Genomic DNA, 12,147 nt, shown 5'->3' with positions numbered 1-12,147 from the left:
TGTTTTAAAAGTTTTTATAAGTTTTCATCGGTTAACTGCACTAAATCAACTCATATTTCTTTATCCTTTCGACTCATCAGAAAAAAAGGAGCCTCATAGAGACTCCTTGATTTAAAACCCAACTGAGTATTGATTCGCCACTTCAAATTTTTCTCGTACTGTTCTTCAAAGAAGATGATAGGTTTTCACTACATCTTCTCTTTCTTTCCCTAGTGAAAGGAAGCACGGAAATTTTAAAGGGCAAAGCGGTTGAAATTACTTGATGGACACTTTTGCGCCAGATTCTTCAAGCTGCTTCTTCGCGTCTTCAGCGGCATCCTTGGCAACGCCTTCCTTAACCGGCTTGGGCGTAGATTCCACCAAGTCTTTGGCTTCTTTCAAGCCTAAGCCGGTGAGTGTCCGCACAACCTTTAGTACAGAAATCTTCTTATCGGCAGGGACTTCTTCAAGGATGACACTGAACTCGGTTTGCTCTTCCACTTCTTCGGCGGGAGCAGCAGCAGCAGCTCCAGGTGCCATCATCATCATCCCGCCAGCCGGTGCGGCGGCGCTAACGCCGAACGCTTCTTCAATTTGCTTGACGAGTTCAGAGGCTTCCAGCAGAGTCAGAGATTTCAATTTCTCCAAAATTTCATCAGTTGTTGCAGACATTGCTTAACTCCTTTAGTTTTTGTAAGTCAGTGGTCATTTTTTTTTGCGATTCGCTAAGGGTTGAGTGCTAATGGATTGCCTTAGTTCACCCAATTAACGAGTAGCAAAGCTTTAGACAGAAACCGGATAGCTGAAAACTAAGCGGCTTCTTGATTGTCTTCCTTGTTTTCCTTGTCGGACACAGCTTGAAGAGCGCGGGCCAGGGAAGATGGAACTTCGTTGATCCCCACAGCAAGTTTCGTCGCCAAGCCATTGATAGCGCCGGCAATTTGGGCGATGAGCTGTTCTTTAGATGGCAGATCCGAAATGGCTTTAAGATCGGCTTCACTCAGAAGCCGTCCATCCATGACGCCACCGCGAAGTTCAGTTTTCTTACTCGCTTTTTGGAAGTCTTGGTAAGCTTTAATCGCCCCGCTGATATCTTCTTTAACGAGCAGAAAAGCGGATGAACCCTTGAGCAATTCCTGCATCGGTTGCCAGTTGTCGTCACCGTCAACTGCAAGTCCCATCAACGTGTTTTTGGTGACTTTGCAAGTCGTGCCGGTGGGGCGAAGCCGTCTTCGCAAATCTGTGATTTCAGCTACAGAGAGTCCTTTGTAGTCAATCACAATTGCGATTTGAGACTGACTCAAATTTTCTTTGAGTTCAGCAATCGCCGCATTTTTTTCTGCGTATGTTCTACCCACTGTTCTTTCACCTCCTTAACTGGGTAACGTTGGCAGAAAGTCAAAAGTCAGAAATTAAAATTCATTCTTCGTCTTTCAAACCAACCAATCAAAAACCCCGGACATTCTGCCGGGGTTACCCACACTCCTAATTCCATGTTGGTAAAAGCCACAACATTGGCCATTCAGGAGTTTAGGGCGCAAACCTCGGCAGGAAATTAAGCCATTGGCTCCTGCTGTCTCTGGAGATCGCCTATTTAATTTGTGTTGAGTTGTCAATTTTGAATATTGAATTCATTCACAATTCAACACCCAAAATTTAAACTTTTCCTAGGCTGCGTCATTCATTTTTATATCGCGCAAGGTGCTGATATCGACTTGAATCGATGGACCCATTGTGGCGGATATATACACAGTGCGCCAATACCGACCTTTCGCACCTGCTGGGCGATTGCGGTCTATGCACTCTTGCACGGCCTTCAAGTTCAACAGCAGGTCTTCTGGGGTAAAAGAAGCCTTACCGAACAAGATGTGAACAATGCCGGTGCGGTCTGCACGAAACTCTAGTTTACCAGCTTTGAACTCTGCAATTGCGCCGGCAAGATCGAAAGTTACTGTACCACCTTTTGGGGATGGCATCAAACCGCGTGGCCCTAATAGCTTACCGAGTTTTGCCACCTGCGGCATTACATCCGGGGTCGCAATCAGTTTATCAAAGTCCATCCGGCCTTTTTGGATTTCGTCAATCAGTTCCTCAGAACCAACTACATCTGCGCCGGCGCTGGAGGCTTCCGTAACTTTTTCCCCCCGGGCAATCACAGCTACCCGAACCGTTTGACCTGTTCCCTTGGGCAGCGCGACTGTTGTCCGTAGCTGTTGGTCTGTATACTTGGGGTCAATACCTAACCGAATATGAGCTTCCGCAGATTCAGAAAACTTGGCCGTAGCAGTTTCCTTCAACAGCCGGATTGCTTCTGACGGTTCATAAGGCCGATCTTCGACCTTCCTTGTGAGTTCTTGTAATCGACGCGATAGTTTTTTCGCCATTTGTCTCTCCTGGGGTTAATCACGAGGTCTTGCCTCTCCCCCGATAGTGGGTAATTCGCGAAACAATACAAGGATGCGCGGGTGCGCCGATTGATTCGCTACCTAAATTGAAAATCGCCTAATCAGCAACCCCAACGCCCATATTGCGAGCGGTTCCTTCCACAATTTTCATTGCAGCTTCAACATCGTTGGCGTTAAGATCCGGCATTTTAGTTTCGGCGATTTCGCGTAGCTGTGCTCGCGTAATCGACCCAACTTTCTTACGGTTCGGTTCGCCTGAACCGCGTTCGATGCCGGCTGCCTTACGAATGAGCACTGAAGCCGGTGGGGTCTTCAGTATAAAGGTGAAACTGCGGTCTTCATAGACAGAAATTTCTACCGGCACGACCAGACCTACTTGGTCAGATGTTCTGGCGTTATATTCTTTGCAGAACATCATAATATTAACGCCGTGCTGACCCAGGGCTGGCCCAATCGGAGGAGCCGGATTGGCTTTCCCCGCCGTGATGGCCAACTTAATGACCGCAACAACTTTCTTTGCCATCTATCTATCAGCTCTGTTTCTGAACCTGATTGAACTCCAATTCTACCGGCGTGTCGCGTCCAAAGATCGACAGCAGCACTTTCAGTTTGCTGCGTTCTGGACTCACTTCAATCACCTCGCCTTCAAATTCTTTGAAGGGACCGGAAAGCACCACAACTTTGTCGCCCACTGCCATGTTGATTTTCACAACCGGCATTTGTTCTTCAGCTTGTCTGAAAATGCGTTGAACTTCCGAGAAGCTTAGCGGCATCGGTTTTACGTGCCCGCGTCCGCGCCCGTAGCGACGTTTTTGCTCTGCCCCGACAAAGTTAATCACATTTGGGGTGTTTTTGACAACCTGCCAGCTGTCATCATCCATCATCATCTTGACGAGCACATAGCCAGGGAAAACTTTTTCTTCTCCATCTGCTCGCGAACCATCCTTGCGGATTTTGATCGCTCGTGCCTGCGGGATTTCAATCTGAAAAATCCGGTCAGCAACATCCAGCGTTTGAATGCGCTGTTCCAGGTTAGCCTTCACCCGCTTTTCACAGCCAGATGCGACTTGAACCGCATACCAACGCGCCTCTGTTTCAGAAGGCGCAGCTGAATCTGTCGTTTCTTCCTGTTGTGTTGAATAACCCGATTCGTCTGATGCAAAACTCATCTAAACACCTGTGTAGCTGCCCAATTAAACAAGTTATCCACCAGGTAGATGAAAGTTGCCGCAAGAGTTACCATCAAAAGAACGGCAAGCGATTCACTAATCAATTGCTGCCTGGAGGGCCAAACGACTTTTCCCAGTTCCTCTTTTGTTTCTTCAAAAAAGGTTCTGAGATTAAACCCTGTGGGGGGATTTTGCTGTACTTCTGCTTCGTTTTTCTTGGCCATCTCATTGCGGCAATGCAGCCTTCGTTCCTACCTATTACGGTTAGCACTCAGGGAAATTGCCGCCCTCCGTTAATGGTTGATCGCTTGGTTTTTAACTGCCTTAAGGCCAGGAACCTAGAAACCTGTTTTTTTTGTACAAGCTCGCCCCTGCCTAAGAAAAGTCTAGTTAACTTGACTCAGGTTTCGGTTTTTTACTTCACTGAGTACAAATGAGTTTTCTACAGTCCTTGTTTAACGCCGGCTAGCGCCAACTCTTGGATGCTAGTTTCTTGTCACCTTGTACTCTGTGAGCCGGCAGGAGTTACTTTTTGAATTATATCGCAACGCTTGATCGCGACTATCTTCTCTTTGCTTCTATTGTCAGGTATGGCGACTGGCTGTTGATCCGAGTTTCACCCACCTGCGACCTTGAGAGACGGATGCCTTCCCTCTCGTTTGAACCACCCTCACAATAAGGCTACCCGAAAGCTTACTCTTCTGACGCTAACTTAACAGCTATCGAGACACTTTCGGGCAGAACTTTTATGAGAATCGTTCAGCGCGCCCTGGAGGACTTGAACCCCCGACATCAGGTTTTGGAGACCTGCGTTCTACCAACTGAACTAAGAGCGCACAGCTTGAGCTTGGCATTTACCCTTCGCGTTTTTTATATTAACGCATTCCGGCATTAATTGCCAGACTGCCAAGCTTGAATTCAAACTAAAAAGGCCGATCAAACCGCTGCTTGAGTCTGGTTGCCTTACCAACGCGATCACGAAGGTAATACAGTTTAGCACGACGTACCTTACTGCGACGCAAAATTTGTATGCTCTCAATTCTGGGGGAATGGAGGAGAAATACACGCTCAACGCCAACACCTTGGAAAACTTTCCGCACCGTGATGGTTTCGCTGATGCCACCGTTACGTCTGGCAATCACGGTTCCTTCGTAGGGCTGAACCCTTTCTTTTCCGCCTTCTCGAATTTTTACGCCAACTTTGACGGTGTCGCCAACGTTAATGTTTGGCAGATTCGATTTTAAATGCTCTGATTCTATCGAGCGGATAATCGCTTCAGCGTTCATATCGCTTAAAAAACTCACAATTTCTTATATTACATCGAGCGCTGCCAAGAAGTCTAGAAGATTTCTGAAATATTTCAGAAGAGTTAATGGCCCGGTAGGACGCTCCAGACACAAGAGCTGGACAATGGGCCGACCTAAGGAACTTGAGAAAGACTGAACAGATACAATCCGAAGAATTAGAAGGATTGATCAAATAAAGGCCAGCAATTGAAACCGTATCATATTTAGAGAGTTCATTCATTAATCCCCAATCTGAACCCCTAAAATCGATATGGCTGTTTTGCTACCACTGCTCGCCTTTTATGTTGCCTGGAACCTGGGGGCAAACGATGTAGCCAACTCGATGGGAACCTCTGTGGGGTCAAAAGCACTGACCCTGCGGCAAGCGCTCGTCGTTGCCGGCATCTTAGAATTCACCGGCGCTGTCTTATTTGGCCAAAGCGTCTCCAGCACCATCGCCACTCAAATCGTTGATCCTGCAGTATTTGCCGCCCAGCCAACCGTCCTTCTCACCGGCATGGTTTCAGTCATGCTCGCCTGCGGATTGTGGGTGCAAGTTGCAACCAGCCGGGGGTGGCCAGTTTCTTCCTCCCATGCCGTGGTTGGCGCAATTGCCGGCTTCACCTGGGTAGCAGCCGGTGTGGGTGCGGTTAACTGGTCAGATATTCGCATAATTTCCCTCACCTGGATCGCAACACCCTTCGTGAGTGGCATCATTGCCGCCGGCTTCTACAGCGCCGTCAAACGCTGGATTCTCGATGGCAGTGAGCCGATGCAGCAGCTACGCGAGTGGATTCCCTGGCTGAGTTCAGCACTGCTGGGAGTATTTGGGGTCCTTGTACTGCCCACACTGAGCGCCCCTGTCCACGCTTGGATCGTCAACCGTTTCGGTTTAAATATTCCCGCCCATGATTTGCCTTTGGCGATCGGTGCCGGTGCGGCAGTTTTGCTGACATTAAATAGTTGGGCACAGCTAGAAAAGGCAAAAGCAAAAACCGCAGAAACTTTAAACTCACCTTCGACGACTGAACCTCCTCTTGCCTCATCCAACTCAGCACTCACTGTTGAACGACAGTTAGCACGGTTTCAAATCTTGAGCGCCTGCTTCGTCGCCTTCGCCCACGGATCGAATGATGTGGGTAATGCTGTGGCACCCTTAGCGGCAATTGCTTACATTCGCAACACCGGCTCTGTTCCCGCAGCCGGGTTTACCGTCCCTTTGTGGATTTTAGTGCTGGGGGGAGCCGGCATCGTTGCCGGGTTAGCTGTGTTGGGGAAAAAAGTGATTACCACAGTCGGGGAAGACATCATTGCACTACAGCCAAGTGGGGGTTTCTGCGCTGAATTAGCCACCGCCACCACAGTTTTAATCGCCTCCCGGTTAGGGATGCCGGTTTCGACTTCTCACGCTCTTGTCGGCGGGGTTATAGGAATTGGGCTTGTCCAAAGCTTGTCCAAAACCGGCTCTCACACTCCCATTCGCTTCCAAACTATTCAGGGAATTTTCTTAGCCTGGGTAATTACCGTGCCAATTGCCGCCGGTTTAGGTGCCGGCATTTTTGCCATTGCGCGGCAGATTTTGTAGGTAGCCATCGCCTCATAAAACCTAAACGGTAAAAAAATCACGCTTTAGCCTTAATTATCAACTGCAAACAGTTCGCACTTGCCAGCATCTCAACTTCAGTTGCTGAGCAAGTGCCGGTGGCAGATAGCATTAATCGTGCCAAGTATTTTTGAAACCAGCACCTCATGCAAGCAAAAATTTATAAATTTTGAAGAAGTAGAGACCTTCCAAACCTGGTACGGTAACACAATTGCCTTTCTTTGTGTTCCATCTCTTACAAAGTTGGGCAAAATGATTCCAGCAACCTGCAAAAATGAGGTCTGAGAGAGAAAAACACATTTCTTTAAGGCGTACTGAGTCCAAACTAGGACTTGATTTGCCAAAATACATAGCAACATTGATAAAACTGATTCAGTTCCAACTTAAAACCTTTGACGGCAATAGACTAGAGGTTAAACACTGATGGGGCCACTGGACAACCGACCGGAAAACTTTGCAGCAGGCGATCCTAGGGCAGTAGAAACCGCTCTGAGGGCAGTGACTCAGGAGCTGAAGCATCTACAGCAAGATTTAATTCTTCAGGTAGCGCAGGATATCACGCGGCTGCTGGGGGAAAAATCACGCCTGAATGAAGATATTGACAAGCTGCGAATTCAACAGCAGCAGTTGCGTTTGCAGCAAATTGAAGGCATATCCCAGCAAAATAACGCTCAGCAACAACAGTTGGCTCAGCAACTTGCCGAAATTGTGGCCAGCCAACTGCAAGAGCGCCTGACAACTCGGCTTGACCAGATGGCAGATACTCTTCGCCACTCCTTGAGCGAGGCATCAGTCAACGCACAGACTTTGGATACGTCTGCTTCTCGCAATGATCGCAAGGGCAGTAGAGTCTTGCTGGCATCGATGGACGGCACCCTGATGGAGAATTATCAGGCGGTGCAAGCGGAGATCGGCCAAAATCACAGCGCCTTGAACGAACAGCTCAACCGCTTGAATAGCTTGCAGCAGCAAGGGGAGGTGATTCTGGAGGCACTGGTCAATCGTTTGATTGAACAGCTCCAAAATGAAGCGAGTCCGCTGCACACAACGGCTCACCTCACACAGGAAGAGATCCAGCGTCTATTGCAAGGCGCGATGCCGGCTCAATTGGGCCAACTGCAAGGTTCTAGCAGCACCGGCGTGCTGGATCGCTTAGGCGAAAAAACACCGTCCGTTGTACCAGTTCCGCCCGTGTCGGAGGCACCTGTCGCTCAACCGGCAGCCGCAACAACCCCGCCGACAAAATCTTTGATTCAGGTGGGTTTGGTGCTAGCGCTGATATCTTCGATGGTGCTGTCGTTATTTAATGTTTGCTTGAAGATTATTCTCAAGAGTCCGGCATTTCCGAGTCGCAGAATCTTTGGGCTTTTCGATCTGGCGGGAGTTATCACCCCTGGATTTGGAAATTCGCTATTGATTCTGTTGCTGCGAACGATTGTCGTGATCGCTGTGATGCCTATTTTGGCAACGTTCCTCTATCCGCAGGTGTGGCAAGACATCAAACGTTTTGTCTCGTCTGGAGATAGTGCTCAGTGGGCAAAAGTTATCGGCAGTGGTTTCTTTTTGTTTCTCTCTCAAGTTCTGATTTATATTGCCATCGGAAATATTCCCACCGGCATTGCGATCACGATTTTCTTTATTTACCCAATTGTGACGGTGTTCGCTTCTTGGGCGCTATTTGGTGATCGGCCTACCATTATTCGCATTTTGGCTATGTTTGTGATTACGGGCGGAGGCGTCTTGGCGCTGCCTAGTTTTCAAAGCGGTGCCCAGGGAAATCTTCAGCTTGGTGTCGCTGCGGCAGCGGGTGCCGGTTTCACTTTTGCCGGCTACGTTTTAATGGCGCAGTTGGGGCAGAAAAAGCTGCACCCCATTCCTTTTACATTGGTAGGATTTATCTCGATTTTGATCTTTTGCAGTATCAGTTTGCTCGTGCCTTTACCGAGGAATTTGGCAGTGCGGGTTGATTCGGGGGTGTGGCCCCAGTTAGTCGTGTGTGGGATTGTTTTAGGGTTGTTTACCCTGGCTAGTTATCTGTTAAATAATTTTGCGATCCGTTATGCCGGTGCGGCGTTGGCTTCAATTATTGGCACCAGCGGGCCGGCGTTGACGGCTTTGTTTGGCTTTTTGATTATTCAGGAGACTTTGCAAAGCAAACAAATTACTGGCATGGTTTTGGTAACGTTGGGCGTTGCTGCCATGAGTGTTGAGCGATTGCTGGGCCAGAAAAAGCCAGCAGTTCAGCCGGCTACCGCAACAAAATAACAGACAAAGAATCGAGGTTTTGAAAAATAAGGATGAAGTTATTTGTTTCAACTTCATCCTTATTTTTTTTTAGGGGAGGACGGTTTATTAGAGTTTCTGCAAAGGTTAATTTTTTTAACCGCAGATAAAGGCAGATAAACGCCAATAAAGTTAACAGTTGAAGATGCTTGGTAACAAGATTAAGGCAACCAACGAGGACGTAAACCAGCAAAAGGTAGTTGTTCTGGTTGTATTTTAGTGCCGGCATCTTCTGACAAAGGCAGCACCGGCAGCAACCACAGGTTACTGGTTGTAATGGTTTCACCGGCATCTGTACGGGGGGAAATCCCTAAAGTCTGGTTTTGCCGGTCAATGACGATTTGATCGAACAAAATTGCCAATCCATCTGTTGCTACGCTTATTTGCACATCCCGCTGTTTTGGTAGCAATACTAGCGGGGTCTGCTTCCCGGTTTTTAGGTCAACTGCTGCAATATAAGGTTCTTCTCGGTATTCCTTCGTATTCGTTACCAACTGCGTCAACAGACAGTAAAGTGTTTGCTTCAGCGGATCGAATTGAGCGCTGATAATTGAGCCGGTTGTCCGCAGCAGTTCTTTCTGAACCCCTTGGTTTGTTACCAAGAATAGCGAACGGGTATAATCCTGATTAAATTGCACCATTGCCGCTGCTGAACCATCCTGCGAAAAGCTGAGTAATCTGCCAAATTTAGGTAGAAAATCTAGCGGTTTTATCTGAGATTTCCCTTCCGGTTGCAGCGGTAAAATTGCGATGCCTTGTCCTTGAGCAATTGCCAAAGAATTTCCATCTGGATGAATAACAAACTCGCCTCCAGGTTGGCTTTCCAGACGCCTTGCTTCTTCCGACGGCTGAATAACCCACAATCCAAAATCGCTACCTGGATTTCGCCGGCTCACGCGCTGAACTACTACGGTTTTTCCATCGGGCGACAGATCAAATTTAAGATTTTGGTAATCTTTGCTATCTAAAACTCGGTCAATCTTTCCCGGTTCTTGAGAACTTGAAGAAGATTCTCCAGGTAAGCTTGAATTAATGCCGGTTGTGACTGTGTAAAGCTGGGCGTCAAACGCGTTTTGCTGGGTTTTTGAGCGTTCTTGAGCAGAAAATAAAATGCGATCACCGGCTGGATAGGGCTTAAAGTCCATCACCACTAAATCGGGCGGGGTGAGGGCAATTGCTTGCTGCTGCTGGGAAAGATTGACTAATATTAATTTCCCGGCTTCTGTGCCGGTGACACCCAGATAGACAAACGCCCGATCTCGGCTGCGAAACTTACCCGTAAACGGCTGGATCTGCGCTCCTTTGCCAGTATTACGGCTGTAGCGTTCCTGTGCCCCCTGTAGCAGCAGTTCATAGGAATTACCATAGGGAGCCGGTCTTTCCAGCGTATAGGCCATTCTTCTTCCAGCCCAGCTTATTTTACCTTCCAGAGGCGGCTCAATTCGCAGGTTCTTTTCCACGCTGGCGCGATCCATTGGGCGGGTGAAGGTAACGATAAAAGATTTCTCTTCTGCCCCAACTTGTTTATCCTGCCAGCTAAAATCCCGCACACGAGGCACAGTCCGATCGCCCTGCCATAACAACAGCCCGATTAGCACACTCAGCACCAACATCAGGAGAATGGCCACTCGGTCAATCGGTTGGAGAAATGATTTAGACTTTACATCTGAGCTTGACATCTGCTTAAGGGCTTATCATTTTTTAGATTGAGCAAATCGAAGTCAGGCAGTTTTTTAATTGGGCACAAGTTGGGCGTTACGATTAATTTTAATATTTTCTAACCGGCTGTTGAGTTCGGTTCATGATTTAGTCGCTTATTTTCTTGGCTCTTATAAACTTTACCACTCACTCCTTCATCTAAAATCTCAAGTTGATTATTCAGTGAGTTGCCAATTGCTTAACGGCTATCTTATTATAGATTTTACAATCAATTTTTTGCTTGAAAATTAAAATTTTTGATTTTCAATCCAATGGTCGCTCCATCTTTAACAGAATTAGGTGCTGAAATTTTTATCGTCGAGGGATTGCTCGAGCCATCTATGTGCGCTCATCTGATTCAGGTTGCAGAATTAGCTCAATTTAGCCCAGCGGGGATTGAACTGGAAACAGTTGATTCGCAAATTCGCAGTAATGACTTGTTGCGGCTAGAAGATAACTCACTTTTAGACTCTACAAATTGGCTGTTACTAGATCAGGTTGCTGTGATTCAAAAATTGCTGTTTCAGCACTATGGTATCCAATTTCCTGATGCAGAAACTTGTTCGATTCTTCGCTATAAAGAAGGACAATTTTACAAACGCCATGTGGATAATTTGCTATTAAGTAGCCGGCTAGAGGAAGCCGACAAGGGAATTCCGATTCGGGATATTAGCGTAATTGGCTATTTGAATGAAGATTTTGAAGGCGGGGAGACATTTTTTGACCGGCAAAACATTAAAGTGAAGCCTCAAATGGGAAGCGTTCTGGTTTTTCCAGCTTATTACACCCACCCTCATCAATCACTGCCGGTGTTGAAAGGACAAAAATATTCTTTCACCACCTGGCTGTTTCATTAGCAAATTTTCATCTATTATTTGCGCTTGAATCACACCAATGACAAATAATAAATGAAAGCTAATAGTCGTAGGGGTTTTTGGGTTTTGGGATTTTTTTCAGGGCTGTTGCTTCGATGGTAAGCTGGCGCTTATCTTCGAGATTTTCAGTAATCATCTGACCTTCAATTTCTAGCCAAGTATCAGGCGGATAAGCGGTGCGGCTTTGAGGCAACTTCACGGGCAACCCGACTGGATAAGCATCCGCAGCGCAGCAGGTGAGGATAAAACGCGCGATCGTGAAATATTGATCGGGCAAGTTTGGGGGATGAATGACAAATCCTTGAACTTTAACTTTTTGGCCGGTATAAGCATCGGGTTCGGGATAAACATTCAACGTCCGCACCCAGTCTATCAGCGTTTTATCCTCCGGGTTGCTAGCAGAACTAAATGATTGAGGCTGTGCCCTGGTTGTTGCTAAAGACTCTGTAATTCCGCGATCAAGTGCCGTTTGACTAGAAAATACTTGCGGAGTGATCAGTAAACCCAATATTGCCGATAGCAGTAATAAGCCGCTGCCTAAACCAGGTGGAAACAAACTAAGATGAGCGACGGTCGATAACTGAGGCGCGGCATTTTTTTTACGTTTAAATAATTGCCCGATCAGTTCCAATGCCTTGAAACCACTGATTCCTAAAAACGCAAACCCGGCGACGATTACTAGCCAAAAATAATCTGGATGAATCAGCAAGTAAAGCTTGTCCGTTCTCCAATATTTCAGCATCATGACGCCCCAAGCTGCAATTGCCAAAATATCCAGCCAAGGCAGGAATATATTTTGAATTTTGTTGAACGCTGAATCGCGTTTTAACTTTTCAGTTGCACTCATAA

13 protein-coding genes, 1 tRNA gene and 1 other annotated feature are annotated in these 12,147 nt (G+C 47.2%); of the genes, 4 read left to right on the top strand and 10 right to left on the bottom strand.

Translation table 11 applies throughout. The annotated features are described in order from the left end of the window. Positions 1-255: 255 nt before the first annotated feature. From rplL to secE, 6 genes are all read right to left on the bottom strand, one after another. Entirely contained in the window at positions 256-651 is a 396-nt protein-coding gene (gene rplL / locus H6F56_RS13135) for a 50S ribosomal protein L7/L12 (RefSeq protein WP_190668846.1), read from the bottom strand. Positions 652-788: 137 nt separating this feature from the next. Continuing rightward, positions 789-1,337, bottom strand: coding sequence for a 50S ribosomal protein L10 (gene rplJ / locus H6F56_RS13130; RefSeq protein ID WP_190668844.1), 549 nt, complete (start codon positions 1,335-1,337; stop codon positions 789-791). A gap of 80 nt (positions 1,338-1,417) precedes the next feature. Further along, positions 1,418-1,580, bottom strand: a sequence feature (ribosomal protein L10 leader region). A 66-nt stretch (positions 1,581-1,646) separates the two neighbouring features. Continuing rightward, entirely contained in the window at positions 1,647-2,363 is a 717-nt protein-coding gene (gene rplA, locus H6F56_RS13125; protein ID WP_190668842.1) for a 50S ribosomal protein L1, read from the bottom strand. Positions 2,364-2,481: 118 nt separating this feature from the next. Next, the gene (gene rplK, locus H6F56_RS13120; protein WP_190668840.1) at positions 2,482-2,907 is read right to left on the bottom strand and encodes a 50S ribosomal protein L11; all 426 of its coding nucleotides are present in this window, start codon (positions 2,905-2,907) and stop codon (positions 2,482-2,484) included. Between the two features lie 7 nt (positions 2,908-2,914). Continuing rightward, positions 2,915-3,553 (bottom strand): transcription termination/antitermination protein NusG, encoded by a 639-nt coding sequence (gene nusG, locus H6F56_RS13115; RefSeq protein WP_190668837.1) that lies wholly within the window; start codon positions 3,551-3,553, stop codon positions 2,915-2,917. Continuing rightward, complete coding sequence (secE, locus tag H6F56_RS13110; protein ID WP_147683314.1) at positions 3,550-3,777, bottom strand: preprotein translocase subunit SecE; 228 nt, start codon at positions 3,775-3,777, stop codon at positions 3,550-3,552. Before secE ends, nusG begins: the two co-directional genes overlap by 4 nt. 308 nt (positions 3,778-4,085) lie before the next feature. On the opposite strand from secE, the gene H6F56_RS13105 reads away from it, so the two are divergent. Further along, the gene (locus H6F56_RS13105; protein ID WP_190668835.1) at positions 4,086-4,232 is read left to right on the top strand and encodes a hypothetical protein; all 147 of its coding nucleotides are present in this window, start codon (positions 4,086-4,088) and stop codon (positions 4,230-4,232) included. A gap of 84 nt (positions 4,233-4,316) precedes the next feature. Here H6F56_RS13105 and H6F56_RS13100 read toward each other — a convergent pair. Both H6F56_RS13100 and rplS read right to left on the bottom strand, forming a co-directional pair. Then, positions 4,317-4,389: transfer RNA gene (locus H6F56_RS13100), tRNA-Trp, on the bottom strand. An 87-nt stretch (positions 4,390-4,476) separates the two neighbouring features. Beyond that, positions 4,477-4,839 carry a 50S ribosomal protein L19 gene (rplS, locus tag H6F56_RS13095; protein ID WP_190668932.1) on the bottom strand — a complete coding sequence of 121 codons (363 nt, stop codon included), beginning with the start codon at positions 4,837-4,839 and terminating at the stop codon, positions 4,477-4,479. A gap of 271 nt (positions 4,840-5,110) precedes the next feature. Between rplS and H6F56_RS13090 the strand changes: the two genes are divergently transcribed. Continuing rightward, positions 5,111-6,424: an inorganic phosphate transporter gene (locus H6F56_RS13090; RefSeq protein WP_190668833.1), complete on the top strand. Its 1,314-nt coding sequence runs from the start codon at positions 5,111-5,113 to the stop codon at positions 6,422-6,424. Between the two features lie 441 nt (positions 6,425-6,865). Further along, positions 6,866-8,707: a DMT family transporter gene (locus H6F56_RS13085; protein ID WP_190668831.1), complete on the top strand. Its 1,842-nt coding sequence runs from the start codon at positions 6,866-6,868 to the stop codon at positions 8,705-8,707. 179 nt (positions 8,708-8,886) lie between these two features. On the opposite strand, the gene H6F56_RS13080 is transcribed toward H6F56_RS13085, so the two are convergent. Continuing rightward, the gene (locus H6F56_RS13080) at positions 8,887-10,404 is read right to left on the bottom strand and encodes a hypothetical protein (RefSeq protein ID WP_190668828.1); all 1,518 of its coding nucleotides are present in this window, start codon (positions 10,402-10,404) and stop codon (positions 8,887-8,889) included. 291 nt (positions 10,405-10,695) lie between these two features. On the opposite strand from H6F56_RS13080, the gene H6F56_RS13075 reads away from it, so the two are divergent. Beyond that, entirely contained in the window at positions 10,696-11,280 is a 585-nt protein-coding gene (locus tag H6F56_RS13075; RefSeq protein ID WP_190668826.1) for a prolyl hydroxylase family protein, read from the top strand. 58 nt (positions 11,281-11,338) lie between these two features. Here H6F56_RS13075 and H6F56_RS13070 read toward each other — a convergent pair whose 3' ends face one another. Beyond that, positions 11,339-12,145, bottom strand: coding sequence for a TIGR03943 family putative permease subunit (locus H6F56_RS13070; RefSeq protein WP_190668824.1), 807 nt, complete (start codon positions 12,143-12,145; stop codon positions 11,339-11,341). Positions 12,146-12,147 lie beyond the last annotated feature (2 nt).

Source organism: Microcoleus sp. FACHB-672 (assembly GCF_014695725.1).
Classification (GTDB): domain Bacteria; phylum Cyanobacteriota; class Cyanobacteriia; order Cyanobacteriales; family Oscillatoriaceae; genus FACHB-68.
Note: the sequence above shows the minus strand (reverse complement) of the source record. Positions and strands in the feature narration are given on the sequence as shown.